This is a genomic window from Pseudomonas sp. Eth.TT006 (assembly GCF_054456575.1).
Window position 1 is genome coordinate 201,397 of the sequence record NZ_JBTJEN010000003.1, and the last position, 17,171, is coordinate 218,567.

Here is a 17,171-nt window from a genome sequence, read left to right on the forward strand (position 1 = left end):
AATATCACTACTGCACCAACTGATTGATCTCAATAATCGGCAGCAGCACCGCCATCACAATCACCAGCACCACCCCACCCATCACCACAATCATCAGCGGCTCGAGCAGCGCGGTCATGCCCATCGCGCGTCGTTCGATATCCCGCGACAGGGTCTGCGCCGCGCGTTCGAGCATCGGCGGCAGTGTGCCGGTTTTTTCGCCACTGGCGATCAAGTGAATCAGCACCGGCGGGAACACGTTCTCCACCCGCAACGCCGCCGCGAGGTTGACGCCTTCGCGGACCTTGGCCGTGGCGTCGCTGACACTCAAACTCAATCGATCATTGGACAAGGTCTGCCGCGCCGCCTCCAGCGCGCGCAATAACGGCACCCCGGCGCCGCCGAGAATCGCCAGGGTCGAGGCAAACCGCGCGGTGTTCAGGCCGAGAATGAAACGCCCGAACAATGGCAACTTCAGTACCCGGTGATGCCAACGCAACCGTGCCGCCGGATTGCGCAGGTACAGGCGCCAGCTCCAGAACGCCCCGGCGATGATTGCCGCACACAACCAGCCCCAGGCGCGGATGAAATCACTGGCGGTGAGCATCGCCAGGGTCAGCCCCGGCAGATCCTGACGCGCCTGGGAAAACGCGCTGACCACCTGCGGCACCACATAGCTGAGGAGAAAAATCACAATGCCGATCGACACCAGCCCGACCACACCGGGATAGATAAACGCGGTGAGAATCTTGCCGCGCAGGTTGTTGCGCTCTTCGATGTAATCGGCCAGACGCTCCATGACCTGCGCCAGATCACCCGACTCCTCCCCCGCCGCGATCAGCGCGCGGTAGATCTCCGGAAAATCCCGTGGCCGCGCCGCCAGTGATTCGGCCAGACGCATGCCGCTGCGCACATCGGTGCGCACCGCGCTGAGGGTGTGGGCGATGTGTTTTTTCTCGGCCTGCTCCACCGTCGCACTCAGCGCCGCTTCCAGTGGCAGGCTGGCGCCGAGCAGGCTCGCCAGTTGTCGGGTGGCCCAGGCCAGATCGTTGTCCGACATACGCGCACTGAACAGTCCTGCGCCGCCGTGTTGGGCGACGTTGCTTTCTTTGTGCACCGACAACGCGGTCAGGCCACGACTGCGCAACACGCCGAATGCCGCGCCTTGGCTGTCCGCCTCCAGATGCCCGGACTCGATCTTGCCGCTGGCGTCGGCGGCTTCAAAACGGTAGCGATTCATCAGGCGTCCCGGGTCACACGGAGGATTTCTTCAGGGGCGGTGGCGCCGCTGCGGATCCAGCGTTCACCATCCTCGCGCAGGCTGAACATTCCGGCCTTGGAGGCAGCCGCACGCAAGGCCTGCTCCCCGGCGCCTTGGTGAATCAGGGTGCGGATGTCGTCGTCGATGCAGAACAATTCGTGGATACCGGTGCGGCCGCTGTAACCGGTCTGGTTGCACGCCGCGCAGCCGACCGGACGCCAAGTGCCCGGTGTCGCCAGGTCTTGCTGCTTGCACTGATTGCACAAGCGCCGAACCAAGCGTTGCGCTAAAACGCCGAGCATCGACGACGCCAGCAGAAACGGTTCGACGCCCATGTCGATCAAGCGGTTGACCGCCGACACTGCGTCGTTGGTGTGCAGCGTCGCCAGCACCAGGTGCCCGGTGAGCGAGGCTTGCACGGCGATTTGGGCCGTTTCCAGATCGCGGATCTCGCCGATCATGATGATGTCCGGGTCCTGACGCAGGATGGCCCGCAGCGCCAGGGCGAAGGTCATGTCGATCTTGGCGTTGACCTGAATCTGGCTGATCCCCGGCAGGTCGTATTCCACCGGATCTTCCACGGTGAGGATGTTGCTGGTGCTGGCATCCAGTCGCGCCAGCGCCGCATACAGGCTGGTGGTCTTGCCGCTGCCGGTCGGCCCGGTGACCAGCACGATGCCATGGGGCTGGCGGATCAGGTGATCGAGTCTGGCCAGCACTTGCGCGTCCATGCCGAGGGTTTCCAGCTGCAGACGCCCGGCCTGTTTGTCGAGCAAGCGCATCACCACCCGCTCGCCATGCCCGGTGGGCACCGTCGAGACACGAATGTCGATCGGCCGCCCGGCCACACGCAAGGCGATGCGGCCGTCCTGCGGCAGGCGTTTTTCGGCGATGTCGAGCTGGGCCATGATCTTGATCCGCGACACCAGCGCGCCATGCAGCGCCTTGCGTGGCGAGACCACGTCGCGCAGCGTGCCGTCGACCCGGTAGCGCACCACCGAATGGGTTTCAAACGGTTCGATGTGAATGTCACTGGCCTCGTCGCGCGCGGCCTGGGTGAGCAAGGCGTTGATCATGCGAATCACCGGCGCGCCGTCCTGGGTATCGAGCAGGTCGGTGATCTCCGGCATGTCCTGCATCAGCCGGTCGAGGTCGACTTCGTTTTCTGCGGCACCAACCACCGCAGCGGCGCTGCCGGTGTCGGCGTAGGCCGTAGCGAGCAGGCCATCGAGTTCGTCATCGCGCACCCGCTGCACCGTGGTCGCACCGAACTGCCGGCGCACCTCGCTGATCGACCAGCCGGGCGTCGACGGGCACACCGTCAGCACCCCGTCGCACAACAGAATGCGCTGGGCCTTGGCCCAGGCGTAGGGCAACGAACTCATCTCAGGCCCTCCCCAATTCCTTGGAAAATGCGATCCCCTGTAGGAGCTGCCGCAGGCTGCGATCTTTTGCTTTTGCTTTGGCTGTGATCGATGCCGTTGAAGATCAAGATCAAAAGATCGCAGCCTTCGGCAGCTCCTACAGGTTTGGGGTTGTACCCATTTCTTGTGGTAGCCAAATCACCTGTGGCGAGGGAGCTTGCTCCCGCTCGGGGGCGAAGCACCCGCAAATCCTGCCGGCAAGGTGTGTCTGGAGGAATGGGGTGGCAGCGTTTGGGTCTGCTGCGCAGCCCAGCGGGACGGTGCGACGATTCGACAAGCTCCCTCGCCACAGTCATCATTGGGCTCGTGACTACGGGGTTCATTGGACCGGCACCGCTTTGATTGTCGCGCGCGGCCCGGAGACCGGTAGCGTCGCCGGCACCCCTTGCGCCGCCGTCGGCAACTGCGGCGCCTGCATGTCGGGCATGGCCCAGCTGCGTTCCGGTTGCAGGCCGCTCTGGGCGCGGCGCATGAAGTCGTAGCGGTTGAGGGTGATGCTGCGCCCCGCTTCGCTGTCGCGGATGATGTACGGGCGCAGGAACACCATCAGGTTGGTCTTGGTGATCGCCCGGCGTTCGTTGCGAAACAGCGCGCCGATCCCCGGCAGGCTGCCGAGCCACGGCACCGCGTCATTGCTCTGGCTGTAGCCGTCCTGCAGCAAGCCGCCAAGGACCATGATCTGGCCGTCGTCGAGCAAAATACTGGTGTCGATCGCACGTTTATTGGTGACGATGCCCGCCGAGGTCGCGCTGGCCGAGGCGCGTTCGTCGATGCTGCTGACCTCCTGATAGATGTCGAGCTTGACCGTGCCGCCCTCGGAAATCTGTGGCCGCACATTCAGCTTCAGGCCCACCTCTTCGCGGGTCACGGTCTGGAACGGGTTGTTGCTGGTGCCCCCGCCACCGGTGACGTAGCTGCCGCTGACAAACGGAATGGTCTGGCCGACAAAAATGCTCGCCGCTTCGTTATCGAGGGTCAGCAGGTTCGGCGTCGACAGCACGTTGGTGCCGCCCTTGCTCTTCAGCGCCCGGGCCAGCACTTTCAGGTCGAGGATCTTGCCGATGCCGGGGATGTCCACCGTGCCGTTGACGTAGCCCAGATTCAGACCTTGCGGCAGCACATCAATGCTGGTCTTGCCGTTGACGTTGATCCCCGAACCACCCAGATTCGCACCACCGATCACGCCTTTTCCGGCGAGATTGCCGGTCTGCCACTGCACGCCAAACTCACTGGCATCGTCCTCGCCGACCTCGACGATCAGGCTTTCGATCACCACTTGCGCACGGCGCTGATCGAGCAGATCGATCACCTCGCGCAAGTTGCGATACACCGGCTCCGGCGCGGAAATCAGCAAGGTGTTGGTGGTCGCATCAGCCTGAATCGTCACCCCGCCGGCACTGAAGGCAACGTTCTGTTCGCTGCTCTGCGCACCGCCACTGCTGGTGCCGCTGCCGCTGCTGCCCTGGGCGTAACTGCCGCCGGTGCTGCCGCTGCTGTTAGTCGTTGATGTACCGCTGCTTTGCGTACCGCCCTGAGCGTTCTGCCCGGCACTGCCACCCGTGCTGCCGCCCATGGCGCTGAGCACTGAACGCGCATTGTCACTGCTGCCGCTGTCGCTCTCGCCCGTCAGCAAACCGCGCAGAGCCTGGGCCAGTTTCGCCGCTTGCGCGTTTCGCAGATAAACCACGTGCAAATTGCTCGGATTGCTCTGCGCGTTGTCGAGTTTGTAGATCAGATTGCGCGCCAGCTCGGTGCGCTCGGGGCTGCCGGCGCGGATGATGATGGTGTTGGAGCGCGGGTCGCCGATCACCGCGATTTTCTGCGTCGGGTCATTACCCGGCGCGTCGAGCAAGTCAGCGACCATCGGCGCGATGTCGGCAGCGATGCCGTTCTGGATCTGCACCACATCGGTGTCGATCGCGCTCGGGCTGTCGATGCTCTGGATCAACTGAGCAACGCGGGTCAGGTTCTCGGCGTAATCGGTGACGACGATGGTGTTGTTGCCCGGGTAGGCGTTGATCGGGTTGTTCGGCGAGACGATCGGGCGCAACACCGGAATCAGGTTCACCGCGTTCTCGTATTGCAGGCGAAAGGTGCGGGTGAGCATGCCGTTGGCGGCCGGCTTGTCGGCGCCGTAGACCGGCCCGCCAAGCAGTTTCGCGTCGGCTTCCGGCACTACCTGCGCGACGCCGCCGACATCGACCACGCTGAAGCCCTGCATGCGCAGTGCCGCGAGCAACATGTCGTAGGCCTGGCGCGCCGGCACCTGGCCTTCCGAGACCAGCGTCAGCGTGCCCTTGACCCGTGGGTCGACGAGAAACTGCTGGCCGCTGGAACGCGCCAACGACCGCACCACCGCAGGAATATCGGCATCGACAAAATTCAGCGTCACCGGTTGATCACCCAACGGATTGGCCATCGGCGTACTGCCGGAAGACACGGCGCCGCTGCGCGCACTTTTGCTGATGTTGTGCAGTTGCTTAGGCACCGGCCGCGCCTGCGCTTGCGCGCGTTCGCGATCGGCCACCGCATCGCCGCTGCGCTCGGTGTTGGCCAGTGGTCGGCCGAGTTCGCTGTCGACCAGCAACGGCGGCTGGTTGGGCGGCGTGGTGTGACTGCAAGCGCTCAAAGCCATCAGCAGCATCGGCAGCGCCATGCGCGCCGGTTTGGAGCCTGACCCCTTCATGAAGCTTCCTTAGCGCCCTGCGCCTGATCCATGCGAACGGTGCCGGACAACGTGCCGGCGGTGACCTCGATCGAGGCGTTGTCGGCGCGTTGCAAACGCGCCTCGACCACTTGCAGAGAAAGTTGCGCCGGGGTGCTCAGCAGCCAGTCGAGCACGGCGTCGGCCGGCGCCGCGTCGAAACTCAACTGCCAGGCGCCAGCCTCGCCGGCCTGCACCTGACAGTGCCCGGCGAGGCCGCTGGCCTGCAGCGTCTGCTGCAGCGATTGCTCGAAGCTTTGCCCCGGCGCCCGCACGCTGACCTCGCGCAGCAGCACCTCGAGGGCTTCGGTCTGCGCGCGCAACTTCGGCGTTTCCGCCTGCCAATAAGAGATTTTTTGCAGCGGCGGCTGAATCAAGGCGACCCACACCAACAATGCAGACAGCCCCAGCGCCATGCCGCCGACCATACGTTTTTCCCGCAGCGCCAACGCCTGCCAGCGCTCTTGCAACTGCGCGCTGATACGCTGCCAACGCGCGCGATAGATTTGCAGCGTCGCCTTATTCATCTTCTGCTCCGCTGTCATCAGTGCTGTCGCTGGTCGGGGTGACGTCGTCGCTCGGCTGCAGCAGCCAGCCGTCATCATTGGCCGTCGCACTGATCCCAGCCTGCGCCAGCGCGGCTTGCCAATCCTGGTGCTTGCCGCTGCGCCGGGCTTCCGGCAGCAGACTCAATTGCAACGTGCCGTCGACAAAGGTCAGGCGCTCGACACTGCCGGCCATGAACGGCATGCCCGTGCCGGCCTGCAGCACCAGCCGATTGAACGCCTGCGTCGGATCCTGCGCCGCGCCCTGCCGCCGCGCCGCCAGTTGCTGACGCGCCTGCTGCAACGGGTTGAGGATCACCGGCAACTCGGGAAACGCCTGCTTCACCCGCTGACTCATCTGCGCCTTGAGCTGCTGACCCTGACTGGCCTCGCGCGCGGCATACAGGTTCAAACCGATCACCCACACCGCCACTGCCACCGCGCAAAGCCCCAGCGCCCGACCCCAACCGCGCTGCTCGCTGCCCTGCGATTGCAGCGCGCCGTGCAGACCCCAGGCAGGCAACGGCCCGGTCCAGCGCTGCGCCTCGGCCATCGGCAGTTCGGCGCCCGGCGGCGGTGCCGCACCGATCCAGTGCAGCGGCGTGCCGCTCGCCAGCAGGCCATCGCCAATGTCCTCGTCAAACAGCGGCTGCACCTGCGCCGCCTGCACGCTTTCGCGCAACAACAAATGCTCGTCCTGCCGACACGCCACCGTCCCCGGCAGCACCGGCAGGCTGTACGCCGCCGGGTACAGACCGCGCAGATTCAACCCGGCCTGCTTGAGCATCTGCCCCAGTTGCAGCAACGGTTGCCGGGGCGCCCAGGCAATCTGCACCCGCCCCGTCGCATCCCGTGGACTGTGGGCGATATGCATTGCATGGCTGTCGCCGAGCATCAAGGCCTGCGCCGCGCATTGCACGGCGGCAGTGATCCTGTTTGCCGGTAACGGAGGCAAATCGATGCTCGCCAGCAAGCTGTCCGACGGGTGCAGAAAAGCGCTCAGCGGCGGCTGTTTAGGCATCTGCCCCAGTTGCGCAAGGGTCAGGCGCTGCTCGCGGCTGACCTGGCCCTGACGATCCAGCCACGCACAATCCATCTCACTGTCGAGGCTCAACTGCGCCAGCGGCGGCAAACTCACGCGCAACTGACTCATGCGCCCACCCGCGACCAGATCACTTGCGGCAGACGGTCCTCGCTGCGATGCAGCAACGCATCAAGGCTGACCCGCCGCTGATCGCGCCGCGCTTCCCCGCGCAGACGAAACCAGTCGCTGGTGATGCCGACCTTGACGCTGGTCAGCTCCAGATGGGGCATGCGCAAACGGTTGACGAAATCGCCCCGATTAATGAACCAGCGCCCGGCATCACGCTCATTGATCAAGGCCTGCGCGCGCTCCAGCGACAACCCCGGCACATACGCGGCCAACACCGGCGCGCTGGCGGTATTGCCGTTGAGCCAGGTGCTGGCGGGAATCACCGTCAGGTACGCCGCCAGTTTGCCGAGCAGCGCGTCATTCACGCCCTCGAGGCTGCGCAGATCCTCGACACTGCGCAGCATCGGCAACTTCGGATTCTGCGGTTTGCGCGAGGCATTCGGCGAAGTGACACGACCGCTGTCAAAACCGCTTTTATTGGCGGTGCTATCAGCGATCTGCGGGTTCAACAGATACGGATACGAGCCGATCACCCGCTGACTGATGCGCTGACTCAATGCGCCGCTGATCCCGATCAACTCGCACAGCCGCTGGAACGCCTGCACCTGCGCCTCGTCGATCCGCTCGTTGGCCACCAGATTGCGCAGGTTGAACTTGCCCTGCTCGTCCTCCAGCCGACCCTCGAAACCCTGCGCACTCAAGCGCTGCGCCCACGGCTGATCGAGCCGGGTCAACGGATCACGCTGGCGCGCGTCCCACAGCAATTGCCGGCTGATCTCCAGACCGCCGTGCAACACCCAGCGCCCCTGCACCCGCTGCTGATCCGCCTCCAGCGCACGGGTCGCCACGCTCTGCCGGGTCAACATCCCCGCCGCGATCACCGCGACCACTGCGGCGATCAACAGCGCACTGATGATCGCCATGCCTTGCTGGCTCGATTGGCTGTTCATCAGCGGCCTTACAGCTGCCACGAACCGATGTCGGCATTCACGCCGTCGCCGTCCGGCTGACCGTCGGCACCGAGGGAAAAGATATCGATCTCGCCATTCGCGCCAGGGTTGAGGTACTGATAAGGCCGGCCCCACGGGTCATTCGGCAGACGCTCCAGGTACGAACGCCAATTGCTGTTCTTCACATCCGCCGGCCGCTCCACCAGCACCTTCAGGCCCTGACTCTGGCTCGGATAAGTGCCGTGATCGAGGCGATACAACTTCAGCGCCTGCATCAAACCACCAATGTCCTGCTTCGCCGCCGTGGCCCGCGCCTGATCCGGCCGGTCCAACACCTTGGGCACCACCATCGCCGCCAGAATCCCGAGAATCACCACCACCACCATGATCTCGATCAAGGTAAAACCCTGCTGCCCACCGGGCATCCGGCGCGGTCGACGGGGCTGTTTACACTGCGCGATATCCATCTCGACATTCCCTTGGCTTGATTCGATTCGACGCGCAGTGTTGCAAGAAGATATGTCAGGGATGTTGAAAATCCTCGGGAGTTTTCGTCGTCAAGCCGTCAAGGACGGGGGTTAGCGTTGAGGGCTGTGTTCCGCTTTTGGCCCTCTCATGCCTGCCCGCTCCCGAGAAAACGGCTTCACCCTGATTGAAGTGCTGGTGGCGCTGGCGATCATTGCCGTGGCGATGTCAGCGGCTGTGCGTGTGGCGGGGTTGATGACGCAGAGCAGCGGGGTTTTGCGGGATCGGTCGGTGGCGATGATTGCGGCGCAGACGCGCATGGCGGAGTTGCGACTGGAAGGTCGATTGCCCATAGGAATGAAGGCGCAGGAATGTGATCAAGGCCGCCTGCTATTGCGCTGCGACCAAGTGATCACACCGGCGGAAAACGGCCGCTTGCTCAAAGTCAGCATCCAGGTCTTCAACCGCACCCAGGACGCCCCACCCCTCGCCCACCTCGAAACATTGCTGAGTCGCCCCCTGTAGGAGCTGCCGAAGGCTGCGATCTTTTGATCTTGCTTCTAAAAATCAAAATCAAAAGATCGCAGCCTTCGGCAGCTCCTACAGGTCTATCTGATTGCTCCTGTAGTGAGGGGATTCATCCCCGATGGGCCGCAACGCGGCCCCAAAACTTCCAACACCTGATTAACCGCCAGCCCCCCGAGCATGATCAAACCCATCCACCATCAGCACAGGCAGTCCGCGCAGGACAGTGCTATTGTCCACTCCCGTTCATCGTTTCTGACAGATCATGAATAGCACCAAATCCTCCACCCGGGCCGTGGCTGCCGCATCAGATCACCCTGAATCAGCCCTTCTTCCAATTGAATTCGGGAACCTTGGGCCCGCTCGCTCCGAGCCTCCCGATGCTGTTGTGAGTTCTCTACCTTGCTCTCGTTGATGAATATCTACATGCCCAACACATCGCAGAACGCGCGACTGAATGAGTTGCTGACTGTGAGCGAAGCCAATATTGACAGGGCTGAATCCACCGCCGACCTATTGAACGTGATCAACGAGTTCGCCTTGTACAATGGCCCACTCGAATTCGATCGCACCCGTGCATGGTGGTTTTTCGGCACCGGTCTGTTTCTGATTGCGAGCGCTTTCGCCCTTCATCAGTTCGGCAACATCTACAGCGTCGTTCTGTTCTTTCGTCAGTTGAACATTGATCCCGACGCGTTCGGTATGGGCACTGGTTTTTTTGGCCTTGTGATTGCGGCCTGGAGTCTGGCCTGGATGAAATCCAAATCTAAGCGCTTGCCTTCGCTCAGTAAAAAAATTGCGCGGCTGTCATCCTACTTCCGCAACGAATTGTCTTTCCTGGAAGAAGATTCGCCCTCGACCCTCAGAGACCTGGACGCGGAATTTGGTGATTACCGCCGGGGCGACTACAGCCGCGAGTTAGTCCAGTCGATAGAAGGTGTATTCAGCGGCACATTGCGCGACCTCCCTTACACGTATCGCCAGTTGCACTATGTCAATCGACGTGAGGAGCGTACCGAAGTCACCGACGAAAAAGGCAACACCAAAACGGAGACTCGGGTGGTTTATGACCACTTCGACCGCTACAGCCTGGTCATCGACTTTCCATGGGTCACCGGAATATCGCTCAGATCGGATCACCAGAGAGAGAACGACTATCCGCACCGCATGGACACGGCTTCTCTGGATTTCAATAAAGCGTTTCGTTTGACCGGTACCAGCGAGATGCTTTGTGCCAAATTCATCAAACCTGCGACGGTGCTGCACTTGCTGAAGCTGTTCGAGATCCTTGAACGTCCAAATCTGGAGTTCGCGGAGAGTGGATTGCTCTGCCTCAGTTTCGCGAACAGCGACCTGTTCGCATTCGGTAGCGAGTATTCGCTGGAATCACCCAAACAGTTTTACGCAGAAATTTCTGCCGGTATCGAACTGCCGCGCCTGATGTCGGCGCTCCAATGGAGCCATGCACTCAGTGAGCTGCACGACGACAACTTCACCTCCGCTACCCCAAAAAACCGCCAAGAGAAGTAAGCCATGGACACTGCATTCATCCTCTCCGCTGTTATCGCTGTCGTCGCCATTATCGCGGGCGTCAGCATCTACAACGGGATTATCGGCGGACACAACCGGGTTCAACGCGCCTGGTCGGACGTCCTCGTTTACGAACGCCAGAAAACGAAGATTCTCGATCAACTGCAAAAAGTGCTCTCAGACTTCATGGTCTTTGAGGCCAGCCTCCTCGAAAAAATCACCGGCCTGCGCAGCGCGGTCCACGCCCTTCCCGCTGGCGCGGACGGCAGTGCCCTGACGAAAGTTGAAAACGCCTCAAAGGAGTTGATGGGTGGCTTGCGCATCGCGTTTGAGGCTTACCCTGATCTGAAAGCATCCGAAGCCGCCAACAACATGATGCGTGAAATTGCCGAACAGCAAGAGAACGTCGGCGCAGCCATCACCATCTACAACCGCAACGTCGAACTGTTCAACAACACTATCGAGATGTTCCCTGGCTCGGTCGTCAACGGCCTGTTTAACAAGAAAACCCGAGTCACGCCGTTCACCGACACCGAAGCTTCGCAAGCTTTCTCCTACACCCCGAATATCTAACTTGCTTGATGCGGCGAACCCATCACCCATGACAATAAGAGCTTCAACCCGCGTACTGGTCGCGCTTTATTTCCTGGGTATCACCACAGCATTTGCCAACGACTCACAGACGCGAGGCCCCGCCGGCATCGTCGTCGGTGACCATCTGGTGACAGCCCGATCCAAGCTGATCAAACAAGGCTGGACACCGACGCACATGCCCACCACCGATGGCTACGAATACAGTGGCGTGGAAAAAGAACTGGCCGCACGCAAGTTCTTCGAACTGGACACCTGCTCGTTCGATAGCTCGCGCTGCATCCTGTACTACACCAAGAAAGACGCCTGCCTGCGCGTCGATACCATCGGCGAGCAATTCAACGCCATGACCGTGACGCGCTGGACCCGCGAATGTCCCGAGCCACCTCAATAGCCACCTGAAGACAGCATAGAAAAGCAACCGCCCTGCCCCCACAGACTTCAGCTGTCACACTGATCAACCGTGCCCAACCCAAAACCCTGTGGGAGCGAGCTTGCTCGCGAAGGCGTCAGACCCGACACCCGCTCAACCCAAGGGTGATACCGACACCCGCATCACCCCGGCACCTCCAGATTATCCAACGCCTGATTCACCGCCAGCTCCCCCAACATCACCACCTGCGCAATCCCCAACACCCGATGCCGATAAGGCGTATCAAGCAGCCCGGCAAAATCACTGAGCATCACACTGGCCGAAGCCATGGACTCACAGGCATTCGCCAGCAGGGATTCCGTGGTGGTGTTTGGCGCGACCATAAACATCGTGCTGGATTGGCGAGCCGGCTGGGCGGCGGGTGGCGTGAGGTAATGATCGAGCGCGCGTTCGGCGGCTTCGTGGAGCTTTTTCGAGTCGAGGGATTCGTAGGGGGAAACCGATTCGGTTTCGGGTGGATTGGGTGTTGGTTTGATCATGAGTGAATCTCCAAATCATAGAAAAGGAGCCATCATCTTTCGCTACCAAACGAAGGGGTGGTGGCCATACGAAGGTTGGTAGACCGGTGACTTGGAGAACCGGCGCGCCCGAGGACGCCCTGCGCATGGCCACCATAAATACACAGCCCCTAAAAGGCCTGTATCGGGTGACGCAATGCGCCAAGTCTAAGCCGGGCTACCAAACCCGATCGCTGATTCGTCAGCGACCGAACCACAATAGACCCCCGCCCCCAAGGCGCACAGCCGGCGGATTCTGGCGTAGCTGTAGGCAATGGCGCAAGGATGTGTAGCCTGGGAGAGTGTTTGGAGATGTCTTTTTAAACGTTGGTGTTTATTGAAATTTTGTTGCAGCAAATCCCCCTAATACATTCGCCCACGCATCCAGTCAGATCACTTGCTTGCGCCGAGCTTTTTTTGCACTCGATGGCAGTTTTCGGCCAATAGCGGATGCACACACTATCGCTATCGGCCAGACGCCGACGTTCGTAGGCAATCGCTGAAGGCCAAGATCGCCCCATCGTATGACTTGAAAGTCAGAGATTCCTCATACAAAACGCAGGCATAAAGCTTAAACAGGCATTATCTAACCATATTTACTTTACATCAGTACTGTGGCTCGCAAATCGGCTACAGTTCTTTGACAGCACATCGAAGTTGGCGGTTAGCAAGAATAAATTATGGAAGGGTCATATCGTCTATGGATCAGTCTTTCTCAATAAAAAATCTTAATGAACTGCTCAAAAGCGATAGGGAGAAAGGGGGGAATCTTGAAGAGCAATACATTCCTGCCGCTTTCGATATAAGAGTAAAACTATATGAGTTAAACAAGCTTAAATCATTTTCTAGCTATCGATTACGAACTGGAAAAATAACGCCAGCTTTCTTTGAGAAACGTATGTCACGTCTGACTATGGTTATAGACAAGCGTAAAATTCAGCACGGTCGCTTAATAGATTTTGAGCTTGAGAAAGTCTCCAAAATAGTCAGTGGTAAAGAGTTCCGAATAAATGTCGCTCTCCTACCCAACCTTGTCGGCGGGAAAAAAGTTTACGGCGTTGGGAATACTTTAGATCAAGTCCTGGCAATTAGGTTTGTTCAGAGAGCGCTGAAGGTTTTGTACGAGCTCCGCATGCCTTCCCGCGACATACTAGTTAGCCAAATAAAATCACTGGCTTTAGACGGCGTACCCAAATACATAATAAGGTCGGATGTAGAATCATTTTATGAGTCTGTAAGACACAAGGAACTACTAGATGGAATCCACCAAGCCCCAGAGCTATCGGTACTGATAAAAAGAATTTTAACGCGACTTATGAAAGATTATGTAGTCGTTTCTGGGGACGAAAACGGATTGCCGCGCGGGATAGGAATAAGTGCATACCTATCCGAGATATACCTATCGAGCATTGACGCCGAAATCAGACGGCAAGATGACTTATTTTATTACGCCAGATATGTTGATGACATGGTTCTTATGTACGCCCCACAGAGAAAGGAGCTTGCAGCCAAGTATTTAGGGACGCTCAGCGAAATATTGCGCGGAAAAGGACTGAGGTTTAACGACAAAACCAAGCCCATTGACTTGCTCAGCGAATTCAAAGGCAAGTTTGATTACCTTGGTTATACATTTGATGTTTCTAGTAGCTCCTCCGGCGTCCAAATGAGCCAAAGAAAAATAAATAAATATAAATCGCGCATCGATAAGGCCTTCTCGGATTACAACTTGAAATTTACATTCATTCCAGAGAAATCTGAAGAGGAATTGATGCTCAGATGCCTTTTCTTAACTGGTAATATGCGGCTGTTCAATAGGAAAAGCAATGCCTTCATCGGGGTCTATTTTAGCAATAAACATATAACTGACACCAAACAGCTTTCCGGCCTGGATCACTATTTTCGCAATAAACTTAAAAGCATTGCTAGTCCGTCATTGGTAAGAAAACTCTCCAAGCTATCTTTTGAAAAAGGCTTCAAAGAGAAATTATTTAGAAACTTTGACTCCAAGGAGCTTTCAGAACTCTCGCGAGGTTGGAAGCATGTCTAAAAAGAAAGCATTATCTATAAATTTCCCTATAGAGCGCGTGGTATTGTCTGACGTGCTTCCATACGAAGTGCCAATAGTCTTTTCGAATAGGTATTTTTATAGATTCCTATGTGAGCATGGCGTTAAATTTAAAGGAAACAGAATTTCATGGAGGTTTAGGGATGATGTACTAGATAACCTTGTGAAGATGGCTTTAGGGGTTCACTTTGATAAAGTTGTCAGCCACATCGTCGACAATGACAGATCTGTATCCATAATTGAATTAGACAAATCAGACATCGTTCACACCGTTCCTTTCCTATTCTCGACTACACATAAGCAGGATCAATTGCGCCAATTGTCGCTAATGCATCCTAAGGCACAGTTACTTGTGGTAGATTTCTACGATCAATTTAAAGATCTGATGATTTATTACACTGGCCGGAGTGAATTTAGCCTGCGCTCACCAAGACGAGTTGCAGGATGTACTTATATTGACTTTCGCTCACAAATTGAGCGGCAAGATAGATCTGATGCTTTGGTAGAAGTGGATGGAGAGAACTATGAGAACTTGAAATCCTTTTTTGTATACGAACGATTCAGTAACGTTTTCAAGTTTTACGAGTCAAGAGAGCATCTCCGAAGCGAGCGCGACTTTAGAAATCTTACGAAATTCGATGTTTCAGGGTGTTTTGATAGTATCTATACTCACTCGCTAGCATGGGCGATATACGGAAAAGATTTTGCGAAACAAAATCTCAAAGCTATTTTAGGTTCATTTGCAGGTAAATTCGACTCGCTCATGCAGAGATTGAACTATAACGAGACCAACGGAATACTAATAGGCCCAGAGATTTCAAGAATTTTCGCCGAAATAATTCTCCAAGCTGTTGATATTGACATTGCGGGCAAGTTACTTGAAAAGGGATACGTACACAATTCAGACTTCAAGATTTATCGCTACGTAGATGATTATTTTGTCTTCTATAATAGTGATGAAGTATGTCACCAAATAAAGATGACACTTCAAGAAAGTCTAAAACTGTATAAGCTGTCCTTAAACAAGGGGAAGGAAGAAACTCTAGCACGCCCTATAATCACGCCGATATCTATCGCAAAAAAACGTATTTCGGATCTTTTTGATCGTACGCTGGCCTATGAATTCGCTTCGGAAGTTAAGGATGGGGAAACACTTCCGCGGGGAAAAATCTACATAGGCGGATCTTCACTTATAACTGACTTTAAGTCAATCCTTGCGATCTCTGGAGTGAGCTATGGTGAAATTCTCAACTACTCACTTTCAGTAGTCGAGCGCAAAGTCGGCTCTTTGATTGATGCTTACAAAAAAATAGAAAAGGTCAGCGGTACCGATAAGAGCCTTTCAAAGTCAATGGAAGCCATTCTAGGTTTTGTGTTCTTTATCTATGCCGTATCGCCAAAGGTCAACACAACCATTAAGCTTTGTCGAATATGTCAGCGCGTGCTTTCTTTTTATAAGTCTGAGGCTATAGGGCTAAGCTATGAGGCATTAATCTCACAAGTAATATACGAGAGATGCCGAAGCGTTATGAGCCACAACTCAGATGGCAAAAGTGCGAAGATTGAAGTTATGTATCTTCTGGTTTTAATGCGCCAATTAGGTAAAAACTACCGCATAGATGAAAAAGTGCTTGGACACAGCTTCGGTTTCGAATTTTTAGACGGGTGCTATCAAGTAAAATCTAGTCTAAATTACTTCTCAATAGTTACTCTTCTTTTTTATATGGAGAACAAAACTCGTTATTCATTGCTAAAAGCCGCTTTGGAAAAACACATCTTGGATAGATTCAGGCTGAAGCAGGATTCGTTGGTCGGGGATTCTGAAATGATACATTTGGCGTTAGACACTATCGCATGCCCCTTCGTGAGTAACGAGACCAAGGTTAGAATTTTACCGCTGTACGGGTTACCTCCGAATAATCTGCTGAGAATTCAGAAGTATAGTGAATATTGGTTCACCAAATGGGGAGAGTTCGACTTTTCTAAGGAGCTAGACGCTAAGGTCAGTCAGGAAGTATATTGAGGGGGATGCATCACGCACATAGAAGACCGTTTGCGGTCGCACACACCAGCATCATGGCCCGGTTGTTCTATGCACGAAAACCTTGCCTCGTTGAATCCTCGTGAGTTCTGCGGTCTTGACTCCTTCACTTTCCTCATAGCTTTAGGCCTGCGAGGGGGGTGAAGGATGCTCGATTATCTGTGCATTTCAATACGCTAAGCAAAGCTTGCACTATTTTATAAGGCTTTGAATACTAAGGAAAATCTCTCTTCCTAGCAATTGTTCAGATTGCCTCTGACGCGTAGCATGCAATTATCCCAAGTGCTGCATTTGGCCGATAGCTGGCGTTTCTGATCGTCCGCTTCTGGCCGATAGCGGACATTCTCAACTACCCGCTTCTGCCCCTCGCTTTCCGGCTTTCTACTCATGCAAAGGGTCTTAAACTGGCACGCCGCCAGACGGTGAAAATAACAACGTCAACCCTCTAAATCAGGGCCTAACAAGACTCGGCATCTCCACCCCCTCCCCCAACCTCTCCACCTCCAACCGCACCCTCTCCCCCCCCTGCTCAATCACCACCCCATCCCCCTCCACCGCCACCAACTTCACCCCCGGCCCCACCCTCTCCCCCTGCAAAAAACTCATCGGCGGCCCATCGTTCACACTCAATATCGCCACCGCCCCGCGACTCCCCGCCAGCACCCCGCTCACCTTGATCTCCACCGGCGCCGTCTGATTCGAAAACCATTGCAGCGCCGGGCTGTCACTGCGCGCCGCGAGCATTTGCGGGGGCGCGGGTGGGGTGTGGGATTCGGCGGAGGTCAGGAGGAGCGACGACCAGGTCGCGACGCCGACCAGGGCGGCGAGCAGTGCGAGGGCCTGGACCGTTTGCGGGGGGGAAATGCGGGTGGTGAGTGGCATGGGCTGAATCTCCTTTTAGTCCCTGCTGACAGGCTACGCGGCAATGTTCACGGTTTTATTTCACACACCTTACATGTTGGCCGTGCAGGATGTTTTTTCGGACGGGGCAGGACGCAAAGGAGCGCG

General features: G+C 57.1%; 15 protein-coding genes. 6 read left to right on the forward strand and 9 right to left on the reverse strand.

All coding sequences use genetic code 11. The annotated features are described in order from the left end of the window. Window positions 1-7: 7 nt before the first annotated feature. From gspF to gspG, 7 genes are all read right to left on the reverse strand, one after another. Window positions 8-1,219 (reverse strand): type II secretion system inner membrane protein GspF, encoded by a 1,212-nt coding sequence (gene gspF / locus ACXR0M_RS06870; RefSeq protein WP_458831121.1) that lies wholly within the window; start codon window positions 1,217-1,219, stop codon window positions 8-10. Further along, on the reverse strand, window positions 1,219-2,625 hold the full coding sequence (gene gspE, locus ACXR0M_RS06875; RefSeq protein ID WP_458831123.1) for a type II secretion system ATPase GspE: 1,407 nt from the start codon (window positions 2,623-2,625) through the stop codon (window positions 1,219-1,221). Before gspE ends, gspF begins: the two co-directional genes overlap by 1 nt. Before the next feature lie 358 nt (window positions 2,626-2,983). Further along, window positions 2,984-5,350 carry a type II secretion system secretin GspD gene (gene gspD / locus ACXR0M_RS06880; RefSeq protein WP_458831125.1) on the reverse strand — a complete coding sequence of 789 codons (2,367 nt, stop codon included), beginning with the start codon at window positions 5,348-5,350 and terminating at the stop codon, window positions 2,984-2,986. Further along, a complete protein-coding gene (gene gspM / locus ACXR0M_RS06885) occupies window positions 5,347-5,895 on the reverse strand; it encodes a type II secretion system protein GspM (RefSeq protein ID WP_458831127.1) in 549 nt (182 codons plus the stop codon). Before gspM ends, gspD begins: the two co-directional genes overlap by 4 nt. Beyond that, window positions 5,888-7,066: a type II secretion system protein GspL gene (gspL, locus tag ACXR0M_RS06890; RefSeq protein ID WP_458831128.1), complete on the reverse strand. Its 1,179-nt coding sequence runs from the start codon at window positions 7,064-7,066 to the stop codon at window positions 5,888-5,890. Before gspL ends, gspM begins: the two co-directional genes overlap by 8 nt. After that, a complete protein-coding gene (gene gspK / locus ACXR0M_RS06895; RefSeq protein ID WP_458831130.1) occupies window positions 7,063-8,016 on the reverse strand; it encodes a type II secretion system minor pseudopilin GspK in 954 nt (317 codons plus the stop codon). Before gspK ends, gspL begins: the two co-directional genes overlap by 4 nt. Before the next feature lie 8 nt (window positions 8,017-8,024). Beyond that, complete coding sequence (gene gspG, locus ACXR0M_RS06900; protein ID WP_458831132.1) at window positions 8,025-8,483, reverse strand: type II secretion system major pseudopilin GspG; 459 nt, start codon at window positions 8,481-8,483, stop codon at window positions 8,025-8,027. Window positions 8,484-8,631: 148 nt separating this feature from the next. Here gspG and gspI point away from each other — a divergent pair, with 148 nt between their 5' ends. The 4 genes from gspI to ACXR0M_RS06920 all read left to right on the forward strand — a co-directional run bounded on the left by gspI (window position 8,632) and on the right by ACXR0M_RS06920 (window position 11,521). Then, window positions 8,632-9,006 carry a type II secretion system minor pseudopilin GspI gene (gspI, locus tag ACXR0M_RS06905; RefSeq protein ID WP_458831134.1) on the forward strand — a complete coding sequence of 125 codons (375 nt, stop codon included), beginning with the start codon at window positions 8,632-8,634 and terminating at the stop codon, window positions 9,004-9,006. 426 nt (window positions 9,007-9,432) lie between these two features. Continuing rightward, window positions 9,433-10,536 (forward strand): hypothetical protein, encoded by a 1,104-nt coding sequence (locus tag ACXR0M_RS06910; protein WP_458831136.1) that lies wholly within the window; start codon window positions 9,433-9,435, stop codon window positions 10,534-10,536. Window positions 10,537-10,539: 3 nt separating this feature from the next. Next, window positions 10,540-11,109 carry a LemA family protein gene (locus tag ACXR0M_RS06915; RefSeq protein WP_458831138.1) on the forward strand — a complete coding sequence of 190 codons (570 nt, stop codon included), beginning with the start codon at window positions 10,540-10,542 and terminating at the stop codon, window positions 11,107-11,109. A 148-nt stretch (window positions 11,110-11,257) separates the two neighbouring features. Continuing rightward, complete coding sequence (locus ACXR0M_RS06920) at window positions 11,258-11,521, forward strand: hypothetical protein (protein ID WP_458831140.1); 264 nt, start codon at window positions 11,258-11,260, stop codon at window positions 11,519-11,521. A 161-nt stretch (window positions 11,522-11,682) separates the two neighbouring features. Here the strand turns inward: ACXR0M_RS06920 and ACXR0M_RS06925 are convergent, their stop codons facing one another. Next, window positions 11,683-12,039, reverse strand: coding sequence for a DUF6124 family protein (locus ACXR0M_RS06925; protein ID WP_458831142.1), 357 nt, complete (start codon window positions 12,037-12,039; stop codon window positions 11,683-11,685). Window positions 12,040-12,757: 718 nt separating this feature from the next. On the opposite strand from ACXR0M_RS06925, the gene drt3a reads away from it, so the two are divergent. Together drt3a and drt3b are read left to right on the forward strand one after the other, a co-directional pair. Continuing rightward, window positions 12,758-14,104: an antiviral reverse transcriptase Drt3a gene (drt3a, locus tag ACXR0M_RS06930; RefSeq protein ID WP_458831144.1), complete on the forward strand. Its 1,347-nt coding sequence runs from the start codon at window positions 12,758-12,760 to the stop codon at window positions 14,102-14,104. Next, complete coding sequence (gene drt3b, locus ACXR0M_RS06935; RefSeq protein ID WP_458831146.1) at window positions 14,097-16,145, forward strand: antiviral reverse transcriptase Drt3b; 2,049 nt, start codon at window positions 14,097-14,099, stop codon at window positions 16,143-16,145. Before drt3a ends, drt3b begins: the two co-directional genes overlap by 8 nt. Before the next feature lie 468 nt (window positions 16,146-16,613). Here the strand turns inward: drt3b and ACXR0M_RS06940 are convergent, their stop codons facing one another. Continuing rightward, window positions 16,614-17,045, reverse strand: coding sequence for a type II secretion system protein N (locus tag ACXR0M_RS06940; protein ID WP_458831148.1), 432 nt, complete (start codon window positions 17,043-17,045; stop codon window positions 16,614-16,616). Window positions 17,046-17,171 lie beyond the last annotated feature (126 nt).

What these genes read in the sequence shown, in the direction of transcription:
- gspF (WP_458831121.1), bottom strand. Translation starts at nt 1,219, where the DNA reads ATGAATCGCTACCGTTTTGAAGCCGCCGACGCCAGCGGCAAGATCGAG.
- gspE (WP_458831123.1), bottom strand. Translation starts at nt 2,625, where the DNA reads ATGAGTTCGTTGCCCTACGCCTGGGCCAAGGCCCAGCGCATTCTGTTG.
- gspD (WP_458831125.1), bottom strand. Translation starts at nt 5,350, where the DNA reads ATGAAGGGGTCAGGCTCCAAACCGGCGCGCATGGCGCTGCCGATGCTG.
- gspM (WP_458831127.1), bottom strand. Translation starts at nt 5,895, where the DNA reads ATGAATAAGGCGACGCTGCAAATCTATCGCGCGCGTTGGCAGCGTATC.
- gspL (WP_458831128.1), bottom strand. Translation starts at nt 7,066, where the DNA reads ATGAGTCAGTTGCGCGTGAGTTTGCCGCCGCTGGCGCAGTTGAGCCTC.
- gspK (WP_458831130.1), bottom strand. Translation starts at nt 8,016, where the DNA reads ATGAACAGCCAATCGAGCCAGCAAGGCATGGCGATCATCAGTGCGCTG.
- gspG (WP_458831132.1), bottom strand. Translation starts at nt 8,483, where the DNA reads ATGGATATCGCGCAGTGTAAACAGCCCCGTCGACCGCGCCGGATGCCC.
- gspI (WP_458831134.1), top strand. Translation starts at nt 8,632, where the DNA reads ATGCCTGCCCGCTCCCGAGAAAACGGCTTCACCCTGATTGAAGTGCTG.
- ACXR0M_RS06910 (WP_458831136.1), top strand. Translation starts at nt 9,433, where the DNA reads ATGCCCAACACATCGCAGAACGCGCGACTGAATGAGTTGCTGACTGTG.
- ACXR0M_RS06915 (WP_458831138.1), top strand. Translation starts at nt 10,540, where the DNA reads ATGGACACTGCATTCATCCTCTCCGCTGTTATCGCTGTCGTCGCCATT.
- ACXR0M_RS06925 (WP_458831142.1), bottom strand. Translation starts at nt 12,039, where the DNA reads ATGATCAAACCAACACCCAATCCACCCGAAACCGAATCGGTTTCCCCC.
- drt3a (WP_458831144.1), top strand. Translation starts at nt 12,758, where the DNA reads ATGGATCAGTCTTTCTCAATAAAAAATCTTAATGAACTGCTCAAAAGC.
- drt3b (WP_458831146.1), top strand. Translation starts at nt 14,097, where the DNA reads ATGTCTAAAAAGAAAGCATTATCTATAAATTTCCCTATAGAGCGCGTG.
- ACXR0M_RS06940 (WP_458831148.1), bottom strand. Translation starts at nt 17,045, where the DNA reads ATGCCACTCACCACCCGCATTTCCCCCCCGCAAACGGTCCAGGCCCTC.